Source organism: Hyalangium sp. (genome assembly GCF_045802625.1).
Taxonomy (GTDB): domain Bacteria; phylum Myxococcota; class Myxococcia; order Myxococcales; family Myxococcaceae; genus Hyalangium.
Window position 1 is genome coordinate 1 of record NZ_JBJMQP010000037.1, and the last position, 22,388, is coordinate 22,388.

19 protein-coding genes and 1 tRNA gene are annotated in these 22,388 nt (G+C 68.4%); 13 read left to right on the forward strand and 7 right to left on the reverse strand.

Annotation, left to right across the window (positions count from 1 at the left end; genetic code table 11):
* From ACJ8AT_RS05870 to ACJ8AT_RS05885, 4 genes are all read left to right on the forward strand, one after another.
* Positions 1–513: DUF692 family multinuclear iron-containing protein (locus ACJ8AT_RS05870; protein ID WP_407736620.1), on the forward strand; the 513-nt coding region annotated here is incomplete at its 5' end.
* Between the two features lies 1 nt (position 514).
* Positions 515–1,372, forward strand: a complete 858-nt coding sequence (locus ACJ8AT_RS05875; protein ID WP_407736621.1) for a hypothetical protein — start codon at positions 515–517, stop codon at positions 1,370–1,372.
* Positions 1,373–1,440: 68 nt separating this feature from the next.
* Positions 1,441–1,599, forward strand: coding sequence for a hypothetical protein (locus tag ACJ8AT_RS05880; RefSeq protein ID WP_407736622.1), 159 nt, complete (start codon positions 1,441–1,443; stop codon positions 1,597–1,599).
* A gap of 16 nt (positions 1,600–1,615) precedes the next feature.
* Entirely contained in the window at positions 1,616–2,836 is a 1,221-nt protein-coding gene (locus tag ACJ8AT_RS05885) for an acetyl-CoA carboxylase biotin carboxylase subunit family protein (protein WP_407736623.1), read from the forward strand.
* Between the two features lie 9 nt (positions 2,837–2,845).
* Here ACJ8AT_RS05885 and ACJ8AT_RS05890 read toward each other — a convergent pair whose 3' ends face one another.
* Genes ACJ8AT_RS05890 through ACJ8AT_RS05900 form a run of 3 tightly spaced genes read right to left on the reverse strand, consistent with a single transcriptional unit; the run spans position 2,846 to position 8,723 of the window.
* Positions 2,846–5,320, reverse strand: a complete 2,475-nt coding sequence (locus tag ACJ8AT_RS05890) for a biotin/lipoyl-binding protein (protein WP_407736624.1) — start codon at positions 5,318–5,320, stop codon at positions 2,846–2,848.
* Positions 5,317–6,405, reverse strand: a complete 1,089-nt coding sequence (locus ACJ8AT_RS05895; RefSeq protein ID WP_407736625.1) for an HlyD family secretion protein — start codon at positions 6,403–6,405, stop codon at positions 5,317–5,319. Before ACJ8AT_RS05895 ends, ACJ8AT_RS05890 begins: the two co-directional genes overlap by 4 nt.
* 56 nt (positions 6,406–6,461) lie before the next feature.
* Positions 6,462–8,723, reverse strand: coding sequence for a YcaO-like family protein (locus ACJ8AT_RS05900; RefSeq protein WP_407736626.1), 2,262 nt, complete (start codon positions 8,721–8,723; stop codon positions 6,462–6,464).
* Between the two features lie 240 nt (positions 8,724–8,963).
* Here ACJ8AT_RS05900 and ACJ8AT_RS05905 point away from each other — a divergent pair, with 240 nt between their 5' ends.
* The 4 genes from ACJ8AT_RS05905 (at position 8,964) to ACJ8AT_RS05920 (ending at position 12,731) form a co-directional block, all read left to right on the forward strand.
* Positions 8,964–10,493 carry a class I SAM-dependent methyltransferase gene (locus ACJ8AT_RS05905; RefSeq protein ID WP_407736627.1) on the forward strand — a complete coding sequence of 510 codons (1,530 nt, stop codon included), beginning with the start codon at positions 8,964–8,966 and terminating at the stop codon, positions 10,491–10,493.
* Between the two features lie 120 nt (positions 10,494–10,613).
* Complete coding sequence (locus ACJ8AT_RS05910) at positions 10,614–11,939, forward strand: hypothetical protein (RefSeq protein ID WP_407736628.1); 1,326 nt, start codon at positions 10,614–10,616, stop codon at positions 11,937–11,939.
* Entirely contained in the window at positions 11,936–12,307 is a 372-nt protein-coding gene (locus tag ACJ8AT_RS05915) for a DUF2019 domain-containing protein (protein ID WP_407736629.1), read from the forward strand. Before ACJ8AT_RS05910 ends, ACJ8AT_RS05915 begins: the two co-directional genes overlap by 4 nt.
* Before the next feature lie 268 nt (positions 12,308–12,575).
* Positions 12,576–12,731: a hypothetical protein gene (locus tag ACJ8AT_RS05920; protein WP_407736630.1), complete on the forward strand. Its 156-nt coding sequence runs from the start codon at positions 12,576–12,578 to the stop codon at positions 12,729–12,731.
* A gap of 382 nt (positions 12,732–13,113) precedes the next feature.
* Here the strand turns inward: ACJ8AT_RS05920 and ACJ8AT_RS05925 are convergent.
* Both ACJ8AT_RS05925 and ACJ8AT_RS05930 read right to left on the reverse strand, forming a co-directional pair.
* Positions 13,114–13,212 (reverse strand) — tRNA-Sec (locus tag ACJ8AT_RS05925).
* Positions 13,213–13,264: 52 nt separating this feature from the next.
* Positions 13,265–14,338: a metallopeptidase family protein gene (locus ACJ8AT_RS05930; protein ID WP_407736631.1), complete on the reverse strand. Its 1,074-nt coding sequence runs from the start codon at positions 14,336–14,338 to the stop codon at positions 13,265–13,267.
* Positions 14,339–14,408: 70 nt separating this feature from the next.
* Here ACJ8AT_RS05930 and ACJ8AT_RS05935 point away from each other — a divergent pair, with 70 nt between their 5' ends.
* Entirely contained in the window at positions 14,409–14,765 is a 357-nt protein-coding gene (locus ACJ8AT_RS05935; RefSeq protein WP_407736632.1) for a response regulator, read from the forward strand.
* Between the two features lie 145 nt (positions 14,766–14,910).
* Positions 14,911–16,560, forward strand: coding sequence for a chaperonin GroEL (gene groL / locus ACJ8AT_RS05940; RefSeq protein ID WP_407736633.1), 1,650 nt, complete (start codon positions 14,911–14,913; stop codon positions 16,558–16,560).
* Between the two features lie 92 nt (positions 16,561–16,652).
* Here the strand turns inward: groL and sinK are convergent, their stop codons facing one another.
* Entirely contained in the window at positions 16,653–18,164 is a 1,512-nt protein-coding gene (sinK, locus tag ACJ8AT_RS05945; protein WP_407736634.1) for a hybrid histidine protein kinase/response regulator SinK, read from the reverse strand.
* Positions 18,165–18,294: 130 nt separating this feature from the next.
* Here sinK and ACJ8AT_RS05950 point away from each other — a divergent pair, with 130 nt between their 5' ends.
* Positions 18,295–18,696, forward strand: a complete 402-nt coding sequence (locus tag ACJ8AT_RS05950; protein ID WP_407736635.1) for a demethoxyubiquinone hydroxylase family protein — start codon at positions 18,295–18,297, stop codon at positions 18,694–18,696.
* A gap of 12 nt (positions 18,697–18,708) precedes the next feature.
* On the opposite strand, the gene ACJ8AT_RS05955 is transcribed toward ACJ8AT_RS05950, so the two are convergent.
* Positions 18,709–20,070, reverse strand: a complete 1,362-nt coding sequence (locus ACJ8AT_RS05955; protein ID WP_407736636.1) for a diguanylate cyclase — start codon at positions 20,068–20,070, stop codon at positions 18,709–18,711.
* Between the two features lie 47 nt (positions 20,071–20,117).
* Here ACJ8AT_RS05955 and ACJ8AT_RS05960 point away from each other — a divergent pair, with 47 nt between their 5' ends.
* On the forward strand, positions 20,118–20,933 hold the full coding sequence (locus ACJ8AT_RS05960) for a chemotaxis protein CheW (protein WP_407736637.1): 816 nt from the start codon (positions 20,118–20,120) through the stop codon (positions 20,931–20,933).
* Between the two features lie 117 nt (positions 20,934–21,050).
* Positions 21,051–22,382, forward strand: a complete 1,332-nt coding sequence (locus ACJ8AT_RS05965; protein ID WP_407736638.1) for a PleD family two-component system response regulator — start codon at positions 21,051–21,053, stop codon at positions 22,380–22,382.
* Positions 22,383–22,388 lie beyond the last annotated feature (6 nt).

Below are 22,388 nucleotides of genomic sequence, written 5' to 3' on the forward strand. Positions count from 1 at the left end.
GAGGTCGAGCGGGTGGCGGGCCGAGCCGCGGCACTGCAGGACCGGCTCAAGCTGCCGCTGCTGCATGAGAACGCGTTCTATTACGCCCGCTTCCCAGGCTCACATATGGAGGAAGCCGAGTTCATCGCCGAGGTGGTGACGCGCGCCGGAACGTACCTGCAGCTCGATCTCCACAACATCTACGCCAACAGCGTCAACTTCAAAGGCTATGACTGCCAGAAGTACCTTCAGACCCTTCCGCTGGATCGGGTGAGGGCGGTCCACCTCGCGGGCGGCCAGTGGATCGACGGCTGGTATCACGACCTGCACAACAACTCTGTCCCGGAGCCTGTCTGGGAGCTGCTCGCCCAGGTCCTCCGGCACGCACGCAACCTCGAGGTCGTGATCTTGGAAGTGCAGGGCCCCGCGCACACCGCGCGCTCGCGTGCGGTGGACGCGTCCTGGCGCCGGATGATCCGCGACGATCTGCAGCGGGCCCGGTCGCTGTGGACCTCCATCCGAGGAGCCATCTGACATGCCGGCCACGTTCGATTCCAGGCGGGTCTATGACGTCTGGCAGAAGCTGATCAGCGACGAGGAGCTCTACGAGCTGCTGCTGGCCGACCGCCACCGAGAGCTCAAGGCCAGCCGTGGCCTGAGCGAAGAGGAGCTCACCATCCTGGACGAGTTCCGCAAAGAGGCGGGCCTGCGCTGGAATATCGAAAACCTCCGCTTCCGGGCGGCGGACCACGTGATGTCCACGCTGAAGGTGTACCTGCCGCGGACGATCTACCTGCTGACCCAGGGCCAGGAGGATTGGCTCCGTGACATCATCTACGAGTATGTGGCGCTGCACCGTTGGCAGGAGCTGGGCCGCAGCTGTCTCGCCGAGTGCGTGCGCTTCGGGCGCTACGTGCGGGAGCGGATCGCCAAGCGCCGGGTGCTGCCCGACATCGTCGAGCACGTCCTCTCGATGGAGCTTGCCGCCGTGGAGCTGCTGCGCGAGGCGGGCCAGGTGCCTGCCGAGAAGTGGCCACGGGAGCGCCGGGAGCTGGACGACGAGGCGCTCGCCGCCGCTCGTCCCCGCCGAGGCCCCGCGGTGAAAGTCATCGAGCTTCCGGTGGACTTCTCCGATTGGATTCACTCGGTCGACCCGAGCACCGGATCCGTCAAGGAGGGATCCCTCACGCTGCTCATGCTGGTGCCCTCTCCCGAGGAGACCTTCCGGATTCAGCGCATGAGTGAGGGCGCCCGCCTCGTGTTCGAGCGATTCACGGGGGAGCGGACGGCCGCGGAGATTGCCCGGGCCGTGGAGGACGAGCTCGGGCTCGAGCCGGCACAGGTCTACCGGTTGCTGCGACGCTGGCTGTCAGAAGGGGCCCTCCACGCGTAGAGTCCGCGCGTTGACTTCCCGGGGAAGCCCCCCAAGAATAAAAAGTCTTGCTGTCTGGGAGATCCATCATGAAAACCGAAGAGCAGCCGAAGAGTGAGAATGACAAGGCCGTGAAGACTGGCGAGGCAGACACCGCTCCTCAGAAGCCCGCCAAGAAGAAGCTGTCCCTCGAGATCGAGGATCTCTCGGAGACGATGACCCGGCTGGAGCGGAAGATTTCCCCTTGAGCCGTTGGAGCAGGGGATGGGCTTCGTCCTCTTCGTCACTCGCTGGAACGTGGAGGTCACGGTCCACCTCATCGAGGTGACGGCAAAGCTGCCGGGCATCCGGCTCGGGTTGATCACCGGAGAGTCCATCAAGTACCTGCCGGAATCGGCCCGGGACAAGCTGGTCTGCCATGCCGAGGTCAGCGATGTCCTGGACACGGCTCAGCTCCTGACGGCCGCGCGAGCGCTGTCCGCGGAGCATGGACGGATCGAGCGCATCTTCGGCAACTGGGAATACCTCCAGGTGCCGATCGCCGAAGTCCGGGAGACGCTCGGCATCGAGGGCATGGGTGTGGAGGCCGCCCGCAACTTCCGAGACAAGGCGCGGATGAAGGACCGCTGGCGCGCGGCCGGCCTGCCCTGCGCCAGGCACCGGCTGGTGAAGGACGAGGCGGAGGCCCTCCGTTTCGCGCAAGAGGTGGGCTACCCCGTGGTCGTCAAGCCACCGGCCGGTATGGCGGCGCGCTCCACCTTCCGCGCGCAGGAACCAGAGGCGCTGCGAGAGGCCGTCCGGCAGGCGATGACCAGCGCGGGAGGCGCGGCGCTCATCGAGGAGCAGCTCAGTGGGCAGGAGAGCTCCCTCGAGGCGGTCTCACTGGGCGGGAAGGTGCTCTGGCAGTCCTCGAGCCGGTACTTCCTGCACATGCTCAACTTCCTCGAGCGGCCCCAGGAGCCCTACCGGGTGCTGCTCCCCCGGGAGATGCCGGCGCCCGAGCACGACGCCATCTGCCGGCTCGCGCCGAGAGCCCTCCAGGTGCTGGGGATGGAGACCGGCATCTGCCACCTCGAGTGGTTCCTGCGCCCGGATGGCTCGGTGGCCCTCTCCGAGGTGGCGGCGCGTCCGCCGGGCGGGAAGATCTCCACGCTCATCTCCCATGCCCACGACGCGGACTTCCTCCTCGCGTGGGTGCGCCTGCTTCTCTTCGGGGCCTTCGAGTTTCCCGCGCGCCAGTATGCGGCTGGCGTCATCTGCCTTCGCGGCCAGGGCTCGGGACGCGTCCGGGCCGTCACCGGACTGCAGCAGGCGGAGGACGAGCTCGGTGAGCTGATCGTCGAGGCCCAGCTCCCGAAGATCAATCAACCGGCGGCCGAGGGCTACGAGGGGGAGGGCTACATCATCCTCCGCCACCCGGAGACGGCGGTAGTGGAGCAGGGGCTCCGCAGGCTTGGGGACCTCATCCGGGTCGAGATGGCCTGAGACGGTGGGTCACCACAGCGACCAGAGGTCCACGCCGACGAGCCGCCTCAGGGGCAGGTAGGCGAGGTTATAGCCCAGCATCCGGCGCTCGCCATGGATGCGGGCATGGCCGCGCATTCCCTGCCGGCCCTCCGCGAAGGCGAAGGGCTCCGTGAAGGCTGTCAGGCCGCCAGCGGGCGAGGAGGCCGCGGCGAGGGGGAGCCGCTTGAGCTGAGTGTGGAGCTCCCGGTCCGGAACGCCGTCAGCCCGAAGCTCCACGCGGTCTCCCGGACGAACCTCTCGCAGCGGCGAGGTGGCCCCAAGCTGGAGCTCGGCGATCACCTGGTCCAGGTCGTGGATTTCAACCACGAGGTCGCCCTTCTTCACGGCGGCCCCCAGGCGCTCCTCGGGACGCGGCGTCACGACGATCCCCGCGATCGGGCTGGTCAACGTGAGCCGCCCGCGGAGGCTCTCCAACTCGTCCCTGCGCGCCATGAGCGCCTCCAGCGCCGCCCGGGCCTGCGCGATGGCCTCCGGGCGGGCTCCGGCCTCGAGCAACGCCAGCTCCTGACGTGCCGCCTTGGCCTCCTTGCCCGTCCGGGTCGCCGCGCTCGTGCTCCCCTCGGCGCCCGCCGCCGAGAGCACTCCACGCTCCGCCTGCACCACCGAGCGCATGGCCTCCGCCTGCCCCCAAGCCGCCACCGCCGTCGCGCGCTCCAACCGCCGCGCCAGGACGGCCTTCTCGACCGGCCGGGCGCCTGCCTCCAGCAGTGCAAGCTCCGCTCGGGCCTTCTCGAGCTCCGCGGCGTTGACCTCCAGATCCCGGTCGAGTCGCTCATCCCGGAGGCGGGCGATGAGTTGTCCCTTCTCGACCCGGTCGCCCTCCCGGACGGCCATCTCCGCGATCAGCCCATCCGTCTCGGCCCGGAGGTAGATCCGCTGCCGGGGCGCGAGGACGAATGGCACATCCACCATGACCGGCCATGGCACCACGAGCGTGCAGCCCGTCAGGACCACGGCGCCCGCCCCCATGGCCATGAGCCGTGAGCGAGACAGCGCGCGCCAGTTCCTCGCCACGAACACCGCCGCGCGCCAGATCCGGTGGCCGATCGTCCTCCACGTGAGGACTCCGACGGCCATGACGCCCAGGACCAGCCCGAGGCCCCGGAGCCGCTCGATGAGCGGAGTGAAGACAAGGTACGTGTAGATGAATACGACCCAGCTGACGGTGAACGCTGCGCTGAGCGGAGCGTAGAGGAGGAACGCCCTCCGCTCCCGAGGTTGCACCGCGAGGGTCGGTGCCGGCATGCCCAGCAGCCGGTGCCGCAGGTGCACCCCGACGTACTCGAAGGACCGCTCCCGGAGGTTGGGGATCTCCAACGCGTCGGCCAGCGCGTAGTAGCCGTCGTACTTGACGAAGGGAATCACGTTCACGGCCACCGCGAGGCCGGTGTTGATGCCGAAGGCCAGCAGGAGCGCGGGGTAGATGGCCACGCTCTTGGGCACCACGGCCAGCAGCGCCACCAGCGTCGACGACACCATCACGGAGCCCACGGTCCCGGCCATCTGGACCAGGAGCTTGTGGCGCTTCTTCTCGAAGAGATAGCTGCTGCTGGTATCGCAGTAGGGGAGGGGCTGGATGTGGAATTGGAGGAAGATGCCAATCTCATGCACCGGCCCGCCGTAGTATTTGCAGGCCAACCCGTGGCTCATCTCGTGGATGAAGTCGGCGCCGAGGCTCAGGATGATGGCGAGCACGATGTCCCAGGGACCGATCGAGACATCCTCGAAGGAGAGGTCCACGTAGGTGTGCACGGCCCACGCGGCGAAGGCCGCCATCGACAGCACCCCCGCCCAGCTGAACAGGAAGGGGCCGATGGTCCGCGCCAGGAACCCGAGCAGGCGATCCGGGTCGATCAAGGGAATGGTGGGGTAGTCCGTGTTGCGGACGGCTGTGGCCCGGATATACGCCTGCTCGATGACGCGCAGCAGCTCCTGACAGCGCGCGTCGTCGGGATGGACCTCGCGGAACGAGCTCAACCATTCCACCGCGGAGGAGAAGTCCCCCGCTTCGAGGCAGGCCAGCCCCTCGCGCAGGAGGGTGAGATCCGAGTGCGCCATCAGCTCCAAAGGAGGCCGGGACGTGTCACCGCCAACCCCATATCCATGCCGCCGCAGCGCTCGGGCGATCCTCGCGTGGACCGATCCCCTCGGGATTTCGTACGCGGTGATATCCAGCAGCAGCTCCTTGCGGGCGTGCTCGATGAACCGCTCCAGGGACCGCAGCGGGATGTGCACCTCGAACGACTCGCCGAGCTCTTCGCACAGGGCCTCCAGGCTCTTCTTGCCGTCGAGGGCGCGCAGCATGGCCGCCTGGAGCGGGTTGTAGCGGAAGTACCCGCCGCGCACCGGGTCTCGGACAAGCACCACCTCCTCGCCGCCCAGCGTCACCTCGTTGTACTCGAGGTCGGTCCTGCTCCTGATCGGGCGGGCAGACGGACTCATAGGAGGAAGCGGACGCGAATCCATCGCACGAGGCGACGGCTCATCAGGCTCAGGATGGACTGGCGGTCCGCGTGGATTTCTCCGTAGCCGGTCATGTTCTGCTTGAGGAGCTGGCGGGGATCCTCCAGCTCGGTGACCACCCGCACGCACTCCAGCCCGTTGTGCTGCTCCACCGTGGCGCCCATGAACAGCACCTTCCCCTCGAAGGCCTCTGTCGGGTGGCTGGTCACCTTGACAGTCACGGGCAGCCCTGGCCGCAGGGCGTCCAGCTCCCGCTCGGGAACGAAGATCTCCGCCCGCATGGCTCCGGTGCTCGCGATCTCACAGACCTGGTCGCCCGCGGCCACGCGCTCGTGCAGGCGCTCCTTGAACTTCGGCGTCACCACCACCCCGTCGATGGGAGCCCGGAGGATCACCATGTCCGCCAGGCGCTGCTCGACGAAGGCGAGCTCCGCCTGCGCGCGCCGGAGCTCGGCCTCCTCGGCGGCAATCTCCTCCGGCCGTGTGCCGGCCAGCAGCTGCGCGAGCAGGGCCTGGGCCTCGGCGAGCTCGCTCTCGGCCACCCGCACGTTTCGCTCGGCCTCGTCCACCGACTGCTGGGACACGAAGCCGTTGCGCAGCAGTCCCTGCTGCCGCAGCAGCTCGCTCCGGGCGAAGGCGGCGCTGCTCTCCCGCGCGGCGATCACCGCCCGCTGCCGGGCGATCTCCTCCGGCCGCACACCGTTCCGCAGGCGCAGCAGGTTGGCGCGGATGCGCTCGACCTGGGCCTCGGCCTCACGCTTCTCGGCGGAGAGCTGCCGGTCATCGAGGCGGGCCAGGAGCTGGCCCTCGCGGACCACCGCCCCCTCATCCACGGCAATCTCGGAGAGCACGCCCTCCATCGCCGCCCGCACGTGGCGGCGCTGCGCGGGGAGGATCACACACTCGGCGGTCACCTCCAGCCGGTAGGGGATGACGGCGAGCGCGGCCAGTGCGAGCACCAGCGCCAGCGCGCCCTGGATCGCTCGGCGCTCGAGTGGCCCCATCCGCCTGGCTTGCCGCCACAGGCTCTCGCGCTCTTCCTTCGTGGACGCAGGCTCGGGCACGCTCGAAGGCTTGGGTGACACCGGCCCTTCCCTGGAAGGCTCTGGTCCGGAGCCGTTCACGAGAGCATGGGTCCCAGGTAGAGCTCGTCCACGTTGAACCGCGCGCCCGAGGGATCTCCCATCACGCGCCGGTAGTCCAGGACGCGCTCCGGGATACAGGTGGGCGGCGACTGGATCTGGTTCATCACCCCGCTCACGAAGGCGCGTACCACCTTGACCTCCGGAATCTCCGGACGGGAGAAGTCATACAGGCACACGTCCGCCCGGGGAATGCAGCGGGAGATCCGCTCGACGCACAGGCGGATTGCGCTGGGGATGTCCCGCACCTGGGGCGCCTTGGCCTGCAGCTCGGCGAAGCTCTTGGTTCCGCTGACGCGCCGGAACTGCTGGTGCAGCTCGGGGTTCCTCTCGAAGATGCTCACCTCGGAGTTGGCCTGGTGCGCGGACTGCGTCATGACCAGGATCGAGGCCAGGAACTGATACGCCTCGGTCAGCGCGCGCCGCAGGGCGATCACCGGATCCAGGTGGCTGCCCTGGCCTGGGCTCAGATAGGCCGTGTAGTCCCGCCGGGAGCGCAGGAGGACCTGCAGGCTCGGGATTTCGAGGTCATTCGTCAGCTCACGGATGAGGACCTCGAAGCCAGCGGCCTGGAAGCGTTCGATGAGCGCAACGGACTGCGGATCCGGCAGGGTCGCCGGATCAATGCTGGGCATCGCCAGCCCGGTGCGCATGGACGAAAACCACGCATCATGCTCGATGACCTCGAGGAGCCCCTGCAACAGCGCGTCCTCGAGGGTGCACCCGGCCGACACGCCCGACGAGCCGGGCATGGGCATGGCCATGCGGTGGCCTCGGAAGGAGACATCCGACCAGACGAAGAGCGCCGGGGCGGGCAGGAGGATCGGACGCTCACGCCGGAGGCAGTAGCCCCAGACCCAGTCCATCGGCTCGCGCTCGTTGAAGGGGCGCCGCCCGGGAACGTCATACGGCTCGAGCAGTCCCTGGACGTAGAAAGGCATGTCGATGGCCTGCTCCCGGACCTCGGCGTAGGGCGCTCGGAGGACACGCACGCCGCCGTGGTAGCGGGACAAGTGGCGCTCGAGCCACTCGAACGCTCCGGAGCACCAGGCCTGGTCCGCGCTCATTCCCTTGCCGAAGTTGTTCTCGGGGAGCTCGGAGGGCAGGACCAGCGGAGCGCCCGGCTCGAGCCGCTGCTCCGCGCGAGCATGGAAGAAGGGAACCTCTTCCAGCGGCTGGTGGTACGGGGCGGTGAGCCGGCCGCCACTCATGTGGAGTGTGACGTTCAGCTTCTCCAGGGCCGCCAGCGCACGCTCGCGCGCCTCGGAGGAGCTGACCGACCGGAGCCCGCCGGTGCGGTCGCGGATGGGACGCGCTGAGGACCAGTCCACACGAGGGGGAGGCGGCATCTGCTCCAACCGCGTCGCTGGCGGCGCCAGCGTCAGCCCGTGGCATAGCCCGCACTCGGTGCTGGGCTCCGCCTGCAGGAACGCCTTGCCCCCGGCGCCGTCCACGCGGAGCACCCGCCCGATGAGCGAGGGATACGCCGAGCCCGTCACCAGCCGCTCGAGCTCGAGCACCGCCTCCCTCCCTCCGAGCTCGCGCACGTGCGCGGGCAAGGGCCTCGACGGGTGGCCCAGTTGGAGGGAGGGCAACACGTCCCTCAGGTTGTAGCCCTGATCCCCCTGCGCGAAGGCCGTCCAGCAGGCGCACTCGAAGCAGGCGGTCTTCCAGGGGATGACGGTGGGCCCGACCGAGAGCTCCTCCCCCCAGCGCACCATGGGGAGCAGGGGCGTACGGCTCTTCAGGGCGGCCGCGTTGACCTGGAGCAGCACCCGGCCCGGCACGCCGTCCAGGCAGAAGACCACCGCCGCGGCCTGGGAGAATCGGCTGGCGAGCGTCTCTTCCCAGGCCCTGTCCGGCACCCCTTCCACGGCGAGCCCGAGCTCACGCAGGCCGCGGAGCACCGGCTCCGCCATCGGCCCGGTGCCCAGCACCAGCACCGGCCGCTCCGGGCGGGCTTGCGCGCGAGCTGAGGCGCTGCGCTGCAAGAGCGTTCCCTCCAGCGCATCGAGCAGGTGCTGGATGCTCTCCACGTCGTAGTCGGACGAGAGCGCCTCGCAGATCTCCCCAGCCGTCCGGCGCCCATCCACCAACGACAGCAGCCGGTCGAGGTCGGCGGGAGCTACGCCCCCCAGCGAGCGCAGCAGGCGCCACCCGCGTACGAGACAAAGCCTCCCCCGCGCATCAGGTACTACCTGCACAGTGGGATCCACCACCGGGATGCTCGCCGAGTCCATGCGTGCCCTCTCTCCGAAGCGCGGAGGCGCGAGAGGATAGAGGTTCGCGCCGGGCGTTTCACGGCGCTCCGCGTCACCTCACTCCATGGGTATGCCCCGGTCTCGGTATGGTATGGAGCCACGATGAGCGACTCCGTCGTCCTCGACCCCGCCGTCGAGCTGTTCGAGACTGGACCGTCGGGCTGGGCGCTGTGCCACAACGCTCTGTGTACCGGCCTCATCGTCCCTCCGGGAGAGGGGTTGCTGGACCTGCTGCGCGAGCTGGCTCAGCCGCGGACCATGAGCGCGCTGGTCGATGAGTATGGGGATCGGGATCTGGTCGAAGCCATCGTCGGGGGGCTGCTCGAGCGAGGCTTTGCGCATCGCGCCGGCGAAGACCTGCGGGGCTCCCGCGAGCGAGTGCGCTCCCAGGCAGGCTTGCGGGACACCCTCCCGGTCGATCTCGACACGCCCGGTGCGCTTGAGAACGCACTGGGAGTGGCTGCCCGCAGCGAGCCGCCCCCCGCCCTCGAGCTCACGTGCGCCCGTCTGGCCGACCATGCCGAGGCGCTGTCGCATCTTGCCGAGCTGCGCGGCAGCGGCCGGCTGCGGCTTCATGGAGTCACGGTTTTGACCTCGAACCTCGAGGTCCCCGTCGGCCTTCTGTCCCAGCTCCTCCGTCTCGGTGCGGCGATCGAGCTCCTCGGGTTGCCCTGGCCGCATCCCGCGACGACGCCCGAGGGAGTGTTGGCCGCGGTGGCAGCCCGCCTGGAGGTCGGTGTCCGCCTGCGCGTGGACGCCGCCGCGCTCACGCCCGCCGCGGTGGACGCGTGCGCGGAGTGGATGGAGCGTGAGCGCATCAGCTTCGTCTCGCTGGCGCCGGACGGACAGATACCTCCGGAGCTTCTGGCCGGGAGCGCTGAACGACTCGAGGAGCGTGTCTGTAATGTCCGCTTGGTGGATCTGCCCGCGGATCCCATCATCGTGGGCTTCGCGCGTGCGCCCGCCAGCGGCGCCGGCTCCAGCTTCCTGCGCGCCCACATGGCGCCCCATCTCAAGCGTCGCATCAAGTACCTCCTGGCACTGGAAGGCCGCATGACCTGGGCCCAGCATCCGGCCGCGGAGGATGCCTGGCTTCGCCCCGAGGATGACTTCCTCGCGAGCCACCCCGAGCTGCTGCGGCTCGGTCCCGGCAAGGTGGTGGCGGAGCTCTGCGCGGGGCTCGGCCGCATGGGGAGGCGGCTGGCCCGTCATGTCGCGCCTGGAGGGACGATCCTCGGTTTTGAGAAAGAGGAGTTCTACATGGATCGTGGCCGCCGGTTCGCCGCCGAGGGCGCGTACAGCGGCGTCCAGCTCCGAAGAGGCCTTGCCCAGCGCACGCCGCTTCCGGACGCCTCGGTGGATGCCGCGTTCATGGAGTGGCCCGGGGGCGTCCTGCGTGCCGGGCTGACGGGGAGGGCCGTGGCCGAGATGACGCGCGTGCTCCGACCCGGCGGTCGCCTGGTGGTCTCGGCCAGACTGTGCCAGGTGGATCTCTACGGCTTGGGGAATCCCCCTGAGACACGAGACGTCGACAGCTATCGCAAGCTGGAGAGCGCGTTGGAGGGCACCCCGCTAAGGAGGGTGCTCCTGAAGGTGTGGAACTTCAAACAGCAGATGGATGGACAGCCGCGCCTGTGGTTCGTCGAGCGCTTCGTGCCCCGCCTCGTCGAGCCCCTCGCCGGGCAGCACTATCCAGAATTCGATCCGAGCGTCGACCTGAATGCAACGCTCGTCGCGGAGAAGCCCTGAACTGCTGTTCCCACCGCTTCAGGTGTCCGTGAACTCCCGTGATTGACGGGCTTGTCATGGCGCCCCTGTAATCTCGGGTGGTGCTCCCGACGCGCGGGAGCCATGGCCAGGAGGCTTCATATGCCACGCTGGGCGGTTCTGCTGCTGTTCTCGTTCCTCGCGGGGTGCACCCCAACGAAGGTCGTCCGCCTGGACACAGGCCGGGGCGAGCCCAGCATCCACGTCCCGCGCCGCGACGTGGAGCCGGTGGCAGTGAGCGAAAAGGAGTTCAAGGAGGCCGTAGCGCAACACGCCCCCTCCGTGCCAGCCGTGGAGCGTCCCCTGGAGTACGCCGGGCGGCTGTTCGGAGTGCCCGAGCGAAGCGGCTGGTATCGGTACGAGGGCAAGAGCCAGCGGCTCATGGCCTCGGAGCCGGGCAGCCACCAGAACCTGCGCCTGCTGCCCGAGGACGAGGAACTCAAGCGCCGCTACCTGCTGTGGTGCGAGCAAAGGTGGGGAGGCGGGGATTGCCTGCGCCTGCTGGTGGACAAGCCCTTTCTGGATGGGGATGCCAAGTACGCCCTGGCCATGGCGATTGCCCAGAGCAAGGTGCTGGGGGCCATGAAGGAAGAACTCGCCCGGCAGGTGAGCCCCCAGGCGGTGATGGCCACGGTCGTCGGTGGCCTGACCATGTACGCGATCTTGCTCGCGCTGCCCGAGCCGGTGAGCAAGGGCGTGGCCGCGCTGCTGACGGCGGGGGCCATGGCGTACCTGGGCTGGGACACGGTGTGGCGCCTCATTGATGGGTGGCTGGTGCTGATGAAGGAAGTGGATCAAGCCACCACCTTCGAGGCCATCTCCGCGTCCGGAGAGAAGTTCGGGGACACGATGGGGGAGAAGGCGGCCCGAGCGTTCGTCATGCTGGCCACCGTGGCGATGGGGAACACGGCGGCGGGGATGGCGGCGACCCTGCCGAAGCTGCCTGGGGCCGGGCAGGCGGCGGTGGTGGCCGAGACGCAGTTGAACATCCGCTTCACGGCCCCAGCGCTGACTCAGGTGGAGTCGGTCGCCATCAGTGCCGAGGGCGTCACCATTGCGCTGGCCCCCCATGCAGTCGCCATGACAGCGGGGGGGGCTGATGGTGCGACCAAGGCTGACTTCAGGGCCTTCAAATCCATGAGGGACTTCAAGAACGCGATGGGCTCTGCGGGCGAGGGCAAGAACTGGCACCATATCGTCGAGCAGACACCGGGTAACGTCGAGCGCTTCGGCCCCGAGGCCCTGCACAACACTGAAAATGTGATTGCGATTGATTCCAACGTACACAGGGAAATCAGTGCATTCTACTCGTCCAAGCAGGAACTCACGGACGGCATGGTTGTCCGCGAATGGCTGAGAGGGAAGAGCTACGAGGAGCAGCGGGCCTTCGGACTGATGATCTTGAGGCGGTTTGGGGTCATCCCATGAAAGAAGCTGCGCTGAAGGCACTGGAGATGGATAAGCTCATTGAGAGGTACAGAATCTCTTCAGCAAAGCACGGCCGCGCCATTTCAGAGGGTAAGCCTGGAGCCGCCAATAGAGAGTTCGACACCCTCGTGTCGCTCCGAAAAGAATTGCGTTCACGAGGTGAGGAAGGATGGCAGCGTCTGCGCGGCTTGCTTGGCGACCCTGAGCCGGGAACCCGATACTGGGCTGCCACTTTTCTGCTAGAGTTCGCGCCCCATGAAGCCGAGCGCGCGCTAGATGAGCTTGCAAGTATTCCCAAGAGCCTTGTGGGGTTTAGCGCAGAAATGGTTCTCAGAAAGTGGAAGGACGGAACCTTCAAGCCTGCGTGATCACCTCGTGTGTGGAGAGGCTGACGCCACTGCACTGTGTCCTCCATGCGGTGCGCGCATGGAGGGTATGGCGCCCATATGGAGCAGGTGCTTACCGCCGCTGAGAAAGGCTATTCGGGTTGCTCTACAACTCCGCGCCGCAAGTGGATCGCAATAATTCGTCTTGGCGGCGCGCCCTGAGGCATCCCCTCATTTTGCAAGCAGGCAAGCAAGCGTTGACTGGGCTGTCTGATGCAATAAGTAGGGTGCAGCGGCCACTACTTGGCCGGTGAGGTCATCGGCCATCAACGAGGAGCAGGTCCATACCTTCCTGGAGGGGTTGTTCGGGCAGGATCTCCACGCCAAGCGAGTGCTGTCGCTGTCGCTGGCGACGCTGGGCGTCATCCACGCGGCCAGTCTGTCGGTGTACGCCATCGGGCAGTGAGTATGTAGCCCCGCAAGCGAGCGGATGCGATGGTGGGTACCGACTTTACTCCCCCCAGGGCCGTCGGTGCTCAACATGAAGTCCACGTAGTCACCTCCGCCAGGGCCGTCCTCCGAGACATGAGCGGCAACCTTCCACGGGGGCGTACTGGCAGGACGGTGGAGGATGGGCAAACTACGCCCGAAGAGACCGGGGACCGGGCTGAGGGCCCGAGAAGCCTTCTGCGTCGAGGATGGGGCGGACGTCATCGTAGAAGGACATCTGTATGCTCCTCTGTTGTACGCAATCTGTACGTAACCGACTGAACGCCTGCGCATCCGTCCGAACGCTGCGACCCTCGCCCGGTACCAGCCGCAACCGCCCGATTTCAGAGGGGAATAAGTGGCGGTAGGGCATGAGAATCGAACTCACCAGGGACCGCTCTCACGGCCCCTCACCGGTTTTGAAGACCGGGCCGGCCACCAGATCCGGAGGCCCTACCACTCGCGATTAGTGCCGCCCCTTCGGCATCGCGTCAATCTCGCTCGACACGCTCAGTCCAGCCCGCGCTCCCACAGGTCATCCTCGTCGAGCCCTACCAGGTGCCCCACCTCGTGCATCACGGTGATCCCGATCTGCTCGATGAGCTCCTCCCGCGTCTTCGCGAAGCGCTCCAGGTTCTTCTGGTACAGCACGATCGCCGCGGGGAAGTGATCGTACGCGCTCGTCACGCTCCGCTCGCCCACCGGCGTGCCTCGGAACACCCCCAGGATGCACGGCGACAGGGGAGGGGACTGGCCCGTCAAATCCTCGTCCGACGGAATGTCCTCCACCGAGATCGTCGCGTTGTCCAGGTAGCCCTTCACCCGCTCGGGCAGCGCCTTCACCGCCGCCTCCAACGCCCGATCGAACTCCTCCTCGGACAGCTCCACCGGCGGCGGGAACTCCTCCGGCATCAGCGCCTGCGCCTTCGCGAACCGCCTCTTCGCCTCCTTCACCTCCCCGCGCCGCTCCGCCATCAACCCCAGGTAGTGGTACGCCCAGGCCTCGTCCGGCGCGTCCTTCAACACCCGCTCGAACGCCCCCTGCGCCTCCGCGAAACGGCACAGCTCGAACAGCGCGATTCCTCGCTCCACCGACGCGTCCACCGAGCGCGGCATCAGCTCCAGCGCGGCGTCCAGGTGGGCCAGCGCTTGCTCGCACTCGCCCACCTGATTCAGCCCCATGCCTTCCAGGAAGAGGAACTCGAACACCAGCTCCACCTCGTCCGCGTGTTCCGCCAGCTTCCGGCCCCGGCCACACAAGGCGAGCCCCTCTTCCAACGCTTCGCGGTCTTCGCCTACCCGACAGATGAGGAAATCCGCCGCGCCCAGCAGGAGCTCCAGATCCTCCGGGCCCGCCTTCAACGCCTGGTGATAGGCCTGGGCTGCTTCTTCCAGCCTCTCCAACTCCGCCAGCGCCGCGGCGCGGTAGTGCAGGACCCAGGGATGCCTTGGCGCCTCCGTCAGCAGCGCGTCCGCCTGCGCCAGCACCGCCTCGAAGTCTTCCTCCTCGAAGGCCCGCGCCGCTCCCTCCAGCCGCTCCTCCACGTCCCCCAGCCCCGCGCGCTTCGCCGTCCGCTTCCCCATGAGGGCCTCATATCCAAGCCCCACTGTGCGTTGTCAACGCGGAGGGTGGTGGTTACCTTCGGTGCCTCCCGTGAACCTCCTCGTCGTCGATGATGACCTGAGCCTGTGCGCCAGCCTCTCCTACTTCCTGGAGAGGCATGGATACACGGTCTACTCGGCCGCGGATGCCCTGCAGGCCCTGGATGTTCTCGAGCGCGAGCCCATCGGCCTCATCATCACCGACTACCTCATGCCCCACGTGGACGGCATCCGCTTCACCGAGATGCTCAAGGCCGACCCTCGCTTCCAGTCCATCCCTGTGCTGCTCGTCACCGCCTCCGTGGATGACTCCATCTCGGACAAGGGGCTGCGCAAGGGCGTGGCGATGACCCTCCAGAAGCCGGTGGATGTGGGCCAGCTGCTCAACCTCGTGCGCTTCGCCGAGTAGTCCCGCCAACCCTCCAGCCGTCCTTCCGTCCACACCCGTCACCTTCCGTGTTGACAACCCCGGCCCGACCCTTATTTTGGCGCTCGCCAGGGCCGAGTGCTAACGGCCAAGATTTCCCATTCCCTAGTAGTTCCAGGAGGTTACGATGGCAGCGAAGGAGATTTTCTTCCACCAGGCCGCCCGTGAGGCCATTCTGCGCGGCGTACGGATCCTGTCCGACGCGGTGGCCGTCACGCTGGGCCCCAAGGGCCGCAACGTGGTCATCGAGAAGAGCTTTGGCTCTCCGACGGTCACCAAGGACGGCGTCACCGTCGCCAAGGAGATCGATCTCGAGAACAAGTTCGAGAACATGGGCGCGCAGATGGTGAAGGAGGTGGCCAGCAAGACCTCCGACAAGGCCGGTGACGGCACCACCACCGCCACGGTGCTCGCCCGGGCCATCTATGAGGAGGGCCTCAAGCTGGTGGCCGCCGGCCACAGCCCCATGGATCTCAAGCGCGGCATCGACAAGGCCGTGGAGACGGTGGTGGCGGAGCTGAAGAAGCTCTCCAAGCCCACCGCGGACAAGAAGGCCATTGCCCAGGTGGGCACCATCTCCGCCAATGGGGACGAGAACATTGGCACCATCATCGCGGACGCGATGGAGAAGGTGGGCAAGGAGGGCGTCATCACCGTCGAGGAGGCCAAGGGCCTGGAGACCACCCTCGACGTGGTGGAGGGCATGCAGTTCGACCGCGGCTACGTCTCGCCCTACTTCGTGACGAACCGCGAGCGCATGGAAGTGGTGATGGATGATGCCTACATCCTCATCAGCGAGAAGAAGGTCTCGTCGATGCAGGACATGATCCCCATCCTCGAGCAGGTGGCGCGCTCGGGCAAGCCGCTGCTCATCATCGCCGACGAGATCGAGGGCGAGGCGCTGGCCACCCTGGTGGTGAACAAGATCCGCGGCGTGCTGAACGTGGCCGCGGTGAAGGCGCCGGGCTTCGGTGATCGCCGCAAGGAGATGCTCAAGGACATCGCCACCCTCACCGGCGGCATGGTGGTCAGCGAGGAGCTGGGCCACAAGTACGAGACCCTCACGCTCAATGATCTCGGCCGCGCCAAGCGCCTCACGGTGGACAAGGACAACACCACGATCGTCGACGGCGCGGGCAAGAAGGCGGACATCGAGGCTCGCATCAAGCTCATCCGCTCGCAGATCGACACCGTCACCAGCGACTACGATCGCGAGAAGCTCCAGGAGCGCCTGGCCAAGCTCGTGGGCGGCGTGGCCGTCATCAACGTGGGCGCGGCCACCGAGACCGAGATGAAGGAGAAGAAGGCTCGTGTGGAGGACGCGCTGCACGCCACCCGCGCGGCCGTCGAGGAGGGCATCGTCCCCGGCGGCGGCGTGGCCTACCTGCGCACCCTGAAGGCGCTGGAGGGGCTGAAGCTGGGCGGTGAGCTGGACTTCGGCGTGGAGATCATCAAGAAGGCCCTCACCCAGCCGCTGTGGAAGATCGCCAGCAACGCGGGCCTCGAGGGCGCCGTGGTCATCAACAAGGTCAAGGAGGGCACCGGCGCGTTCGGCTTCAACGCTCGCACCGAGGTCTACGAGGACCTGGAGAAGGCCGGCGTGATCGATCCGACCAAGGTGGAGCGCACCGCGCTGCAGAACGCGGCCTCGGTCGCCTCGCTGCTGCTGACCACCGAGGCCATGGTGGCCGAGCGCCCGAAGAAGAAGGGCAAGAGCGCTGGCGCTGGCGCTGGCGGCGGCATGCCGGACTACGGCGGCGACGACATGGACTACTGAGCCGCGCGTCAGCGGTTCGTGGACGGTCTCGGGTGAGGCCGTCCACGGCGAGCCCCGGGTCGCCTCGCGAGAGGCCCCGGGGTTTTTGCTTTTCAGGTGGTGCTGAGCTTCAGCGCGCGGGACAGCTCCCGGCTGAGCGCGGCCGCGTCGAAGAAGAGCCGCGGCAGGCAGGCAATGGCACCGGCCCGGAGCGAGTCCAGCGTCGTCTCCATGGTGAGGTGCTCCACCAGGACGATGAAGGGCGCGCCCTGGGCGAGCGCCTTGCCCAGCTCCAGCGCCTTGCGGCCATAGGCGGGCGTGAAGTCCCAGCTCACGAGCACCGCCATGGGCGGCTCCATGGCCACCACCTCGGTGTTGCTGATGAGGCGCGCCTCCAGCCCCAGCCGCCCGAGCGCCTCGGCGATGATGCGCGAGGAGGTGGAGTTGTCGTCCAGCACGTCCACGCGCTTGCCGGCGGCGGGCCGGGGCTGCGCGGGCGGCGCCGCGAGCGCGGAGCGGATGAGGGCGCGCACCTGGCGGATGTCGTCGAAGGGCTTGAGCAGGTAGTCCATCACCCCCAACTCCAGCGCCTCCTGCGTGGTGCCGAGCGAGGGGTAGCCCGTCATCAGCAGGACGCGGGCTTGCGGGTTCATCGCCCGCGCCTGCTGCGCCAGCGCCAGGCCCGAGATGCCCGGCAGGTTCTTGTCGGTGATGATGAGATCCACCGGCTCGTTGCGCAGCAACTCGAGGGCCTCCTCGGCCGTGCCCGCCTCGAGGATCTCGCACTCCTTGCCCATCAGGTCCCGGAAGACCATGCGGATGATGCTCTCGTCATCGACGATCAGCACCCGCTTGCCCTGGGCGGGCGCCTCCACGACGGTGGCGGGGAACGCCACGCGGAAGACGGTGGAGGGCGGCGGCTGGTCCGGCATCGAGTCGTTGGGCGCGAGGCTGAGCTCCGCGTGGTGCTCGTGGGCAATGCGCCGGCACACCGCCAGCCCCAGGCCCGTGCCGCGCTTGCTGCTGGAGACGTAGGGCTCGAAGATCTTCTCCCGCATCTCCCGCGGGATGCCCGGGCCCCAGTCCGCTACGTACATCACCGGCGCCGTGCCCTCGGTGGTGAGCCGCACCTTGATACGCCCGCGGCCGGCCATGGCATCGCGTGCGTTGTTGAGCAGGTTGAGGGTGAGCTGCTCCAGCAGCCGCGAGTTGCCCTGCACGGTGATGTGCTCCGGGGCCTCCACCTCCAGGGCGATATGGGAGGAGTCCGGGTTCAGGGCGAAGAGCTTGGCCGCGGCCCACACGGCGGTGGCCAGCGGCAGGGGCTGCTGGGGCGCGGCCCGGTCGCTGGAGAGGCGGACGAAGTCGGAGATGATCTGCTCCATCCGCTCCACCTGGGCCAGCAGCAGCTTGAGCGGGCCCACGGGCCCGGTCTCCTCGGAGAGCAGCTGGGCGTAGGCCTTCACTCCGAGCAGGGGCTGGCGCAGCTCGTGGAGCACCTCGGCGGCGAGCTGGGTGGGGCCTGCGCTGGTGCGCTGCAACGCCGCGGCGGCGGCCTTCGCCGCTGCCAGGTCACCGACCTCCAGAGCCTGCAGGAGATGAGCGAGCGGGGCGGGAGTCTCCATGCCCGTGCAGCATGGCGGACCCTGTGTCCTTGCGCAACGCACCTTCGCGGAATCCGTTGACCGGAGCCCCGCCCCTGCGGATGCTTCCGCCCCCCGCCCCAGAACCCGGGCCGGGCCGCCGGAGGCTGACATGCCGCAGACCAACCCGTTCCACTCGGTGGTGCCCCCCCGCAAGCTCACCGATTCCGAACTGGCTCGCTCCATCCGCCTGAACATCGAGGCGGAGCTGGACGCCATCAACCTCTATGCCGCGCACATCGAGGCGACGGACAACGAAGAGGCCAAGGCCGTCCTCCGGCACGTGATGGACGAGGAGCGTGAGCACGCCGCGCTCTTCTGGCAGCTCATCGCCCGGCTGGATCCGGCGCAGGCCCACCATGACAGTGAGGCCTCGCGGAAGTACCAGCTCATCGTCACCGGCGCCCCGCACGAGGCCGTGGAGGCCGTGGGCGAGGGCGCAGGGAAGGGTGGGGGCCAGGCGGTGGAGCCCGTGCTCCCCAAGCAGCTCACCGTGGGCAACCTGCGGCGCTGAGGCCGGGAGAGGCTAGCCCGCCACCTTGCGCTCGGCGGGCGTGGCCTCCAGATCCAGGGCCGCCATGTAGATGACGTTCCGGGTGCCGCGCTTGCCGCGGTACATGGCGCGATCGGCCATGTCGAGCAGTGCGCCCTTGTCCCGGGCGTGCTCGGGGAAGCTGGCCACGCCCACGCACGTGGTCAGCGTGATGGAGATGCCCTCGCGCGGCACGAAGTGGTGGTTCTCCATGGTGCGGCGGATCCTCTCGGCCACCTTGAGCGCGCCGCCCGAGTCCGTGCCGCGCAGGAGCACCACGTACTCGTCTCCGCCGTAGCGCACGACGACGTCGCGCTCGCGCACGCAGCCCTTGAGCACCCGCCCCACCTCGACCAGCAGCCGCGAGCCCACCAGGTGGCCGTGGGTGTCGTTCACGGACTTGAAGTGATCCAGGTCCATGAACAGCAGGCTGAAGGTGCCCTCGGTCTGCTGAGCGTTCTTCACCTCGCGATCGAGCACGAGGTGCAGGTAGCGCATGTTGTAGAGGTGGGTGAGATCGTCCATGTAGGCCAGATCTTCCACCTCGGCGAAGCGCCCCAGGTTGCGCAGCGCCATGGCGTAGTGGCGCGAGAGGTATCCGGCCACCTCGCTCACGTTCTCCGGCGGCGGGCTGGAGAAGAAGAGGACGATCTGCCCGAGCGTCAAGTCTCCATCGGTGGCCGGGAAGGTGAGCACGTGCGCGGGGGCCCCCGGCAGTGCCTCCAGGACGCGAGGCGTGCGGGCGCCCTGCAGCTCCGCGGCGAGCACAGGCTCGAGCTCGGCCACCTGCTCCGGCTCCAGTCCGCTCAAGCCGTGGAGCCGCAACGGGCCTCCATCGCGCAGCAGCAGCAGCACGCCGTTGGCCATCGTCTGCGCCTCGATCGCGCTGGAGACGGCGATGGCCAGCCGCTCGCGATCCAGGGTGGTGGCGATGCGCTGCCCCATCTCCAGCAGGGAGACGTACTGGCGCAGCGAGGCGTTCTCCCGCAGCAGATCCCGCGTGGTGAGGGCGCGGCGCACCGCGTGCTGGAGCGCCTCGGGCGCCACGGGCTTGACCAGGTACTCGGCCGCGCCGCTCTTGATGGCGCGCACGGCGGGATCCACCTTGTCCAGGCCGGTGATCACCACCACCTCGATGCCCGGGTAGCGCTCCTTGGTATAGCCGAGCACCTCCATCCCATCGGCACCCGGGAGGATCAGATCCGTCACCACGGCGTCATACGGCGCGGACTCGAGGGCCTGGCGGACCTCGTCGAAGTTCCCCACCGCGGTGACGGAGTGTCCGGACGCACGGAGGTAGTCCCCATACAGGGTCCGAGCCATCTTTTCGTCATCCACGAGGAGGATGCGCGCCATCATCTCTCGCTTACCATCATTGGCTGGGACGCTGCTAGCCTCCGGCCGTGGCTCCTTTCGAAAGCGGACGCCGGCTGTGCCTGCTCGTGGAGGCGGGCGAGACGCGCTACGCCATTGAGGCAACCTCCGTCATGGAGGTGGCCCTTCCGGGCAGTGACGGCACCAGCCTGCGAGGCATGCTCGAGGTGAAGGACTTGTCCGTCCTGCTCGGCGGCGCGCCCGAGCTTGGCACGGGCATGGTGGTGGTGCTGGATGTAAGCCCCACGCTCGCAGTGCGAGTGCGCTCCGTGGTGGAGGTGGCGGACGTGGCGCGTACGCCGTTCTTCCTGCTGCCCGCGGGGCTCGGGGAGACGCTGGCCCCGCTGAGCCGGGGCGCCATCCTCCATAAGGAGCGGCTCTACCTGGAGCTCATCGCCGATTCGCTGGCGCAGCGCGGCGTACTGCGCGGCCTCTCGGCCGTGGCGAGGCCTGTCCACCTGCTCGACAGTCCACCCGAGCGAGCGCTCGTCTTCGAGTCCCAAGGCCGGCTCTTCGGACTGCCGCTGGGGCTGGTGTCCCAGGTTGTCACTCGGGGTGAAGCCTTCAGCCGGCTGCCGGTGCAGAAGGGCGCGGTGGCGGGCGTCTTCCCCCACGCCCAGGTGCTCTGGCCTATCTTCTCGGTGCCCGCCATGCTGGGGGCCGAGCCCCAGGTGGAGGCCTTCTTCGTGCTCGCGGAGATGGCAGGCCAGAACGTGGGGCTGTGTGCCACTCGGGTGCTCGGCGTGTTGCAGCGCTTCGAACCGACGAGCGAGCGTGGCGAATTCACGGCGTCAGGACTGAGCGGCCCCGTACTCTTCCTGGATCTGCAGCACATGTTTTCTTGATTGCTTCAGAGCGCAAACCCTAAGCTGCCCCGATTGACGCCAGGGTGTCCTACGTTTCCAGACGCCTCTGTTTTCCTAACGAATTCTGGGGGTTGATTCCCCCGAGGCCCGACGCCGATGCCGAAGAATCTGTTGGTCGCCGACGACTCGCTCACCATTCGCAAGGTCATCGGGATGATCTTCGCGACGGAGGACTTCCAGGTGACCGCGGTGGACAACGGGTTGGATGCGATCTCCCGTTGCCGCGAGCTGCGCCCGGATGTGGTGCTCGCTGACGTGATGATGCCCGGCAAGAGCGGGTACGAGGTGTGCGAGGCGCTCAAGGGCGACCCCAACACCCAGCACATCCCCGTGCTGCTGCTGGCCGGGACCTTCGAGGCCTTCGACGAGAACCGCGCCCGCGCCGCCCGGGCGGATGATCACGTCACCAAGCCCTTCGAGAGCCAGGTGCTGCTCGACAAGGTGAAGACCCTGGTGGGGCAGAAGTCGAACACGATGCCCGCCTCGGCCGCCACGCAGATCACTCCGCAGGCGGCGGCTCCGGCGCCCGCTGCTCGCCCGCCTGCACCGCAGCCTCCTGGGGCTGCCGCGGGGGCTCCGCGTCCTCCCGGTCCGGGCGCCGTGCCGCGTCCGCCGGGTCCAGGGATGCCGCCGGGTCCTGGAGCTCCGCCGGGTGCTCGCCCTGCCGGGCCTGGGATGCCGCCGGGGCCGGGGATGCCGCCGGGCATGGCGCGTCCGCCGGGGCCTGGAATGCCCGCGGGTCCGGGCGCCGTGCCGCGTCCGCCGGGTCCTGGGATGCCGCCGGGTCCTGGAGCTCCGCCGGGGGCTCGTCCTGCCGGGCCTGGGATGCCGCCGGGGCCGGGCATGGCGCGTCCGCCGGGGCCTGGAATGCCCGCGGGTCCAGGCGTGCCGCGTCCGCCGGGTCCGGGGATGCCGCCGGGTCCTGGAGTTCCGCCGGGAGCTCGTCCTGCCGGGCCTGGGATGCCGCCGGGGCCGGGCATGGCTCGTCCGCCCGGGCCAGGAGCGCCGCCTGCGCCGGGAGCGATTCCTCGGCCACCGGGTGGCGCCGCGCTGCCGTCCGCTCCTCCGGGAGCCCAGCCCGTGCCTCGCGGGAGGGATCCGTTCGGTCTCGGAGCCCAGGCGCCTCAGGCTGCTCCCCAGCCGAGACAGGCCGCGCCCGCAATCTCCATCGAGGACTCCCTGCCCGAGCCGAGCGGTGCCGAGGAGATCTCGATCGACGTCGGAGCGCCCGCGCGGGCCCCTGCCCCGGGCCGAGCCGCTGCGCCCGTAGCGGCGGATGGCGGAGAGGCCCAACTGCGACAGGCGCTGTCGAAGGCCTCGCGTGAGGTCATCGAGAAGATCGCCTGGGAGGTAGTACCGCAGCTCGCCGAGACCATCATCCGAGAGGAGCTGGATCGGCTGATCAAGGACCGAGAGACGCAGCACTGAGTTTCC

What these genes read in the sequence shown, in the direction of transcription:
- ACJ8AT_RS05880 (WP_407736622.1), top strand. Translation starts at nt 1,441, where the DNA reads ATGAAAACCGAAGAGCAGCCGAAGAGTGAGAATGACAAGGCCGTGAAG.
- ACJ8AT_RS05955 (WP_407736636.1), bottom strand. Translation starts at nt 20,070, where the DNA reads ATGGCGCGCATCCTCCTCGTGGATGACGAAAAGATGGCTCGGACCCTG.
- ACJ8AT_RS05885 (WP_407736623.1), top strand. Translation starts at nt 1,616, where the DNA reads ATGGGCTTCGTCCTCTTCGTCACTCGCTGGAACGTGGAGGTCACGGTC.
- ACJ8AT_RS05950 (WP_407736635.1), top strand. Translation starts at nt 18,295, where the DNA reads ATGCCGCAGACCAACCCGTTCCACTCGGTGGTGCCCCCCCGCAAGCTC.
- ACJ8AT_RS05875 (WP_407736621.1), top strand. Translation starts at nt 515, where the DNA reads ATGCCGGCCACGTTCGATTCCAGGCGGGTCTATGACGTCTGGCAGAAG.
- sinK (WP_407736634.1), bottom strand. Translation starts at nt 18,164, where the DNA reads ATGGAGACTCCCGCCCCGCTCGCTCATCTCCTGCAGGCTCTGGAGGTC.
- ACJ8AT_RS05890 (WP_407736624.1), bottom strand. Translation starts at nt 5,320, where the DNA reads ATGAGTCCGTCTGCCCGCCCGATCAGGAGCAGGACCGACCTCGAGTAC.
- ACJ8AT_RS05910 (WP_407736628.1), top strand. Translation starts at nt 10,614, where the DNA reads ATGCCACGCTGGGCGGTTCTGCTGCTGTTCTCGTTCCTCGCGGGGTGC.
- ACJ8AT_RS05965 (WP_407736638.1), top strand. Translation starts at nt 21,051, where the DNA reads ATGCCGAAGAATCTGTTGGTCGCCGACGACTCGCTCACCATTCGCAAG.
- ACJ8AT_RS05930 (WP_407736631.1), bottom strand. Translation starts at nt 14,338, where the DNA reads ATGGGGAAGCGGACGGCGAAGCGCGCGGGGCTGGGGGACGTGGAGGAG.
- ACJ8AT_RS05915 (WP_407736629.1), top strand. Translation starts at nt 11,936, where the DNA reads ATGAAAGAAGCTGCGCTGAAGGCACTGGAGATGGATAAGCTCATTGAG.
- ACJ8AT_RS05900 (WP_407736626.1), bottom strand. Translation starts at nt 8,723, where the DNA reads ATGGACTCGGCGAGCATCCCGGTGGTGGATCCCACTGTGCAGGTAGTA.
- groL (WP_407736633.1), top strand. Translation starts at nt 14,911, where the DNA reads ATGGCAGCGAAGGAGATTTTCTTCCACCAGGCCGCCCGTGAGGCCATT.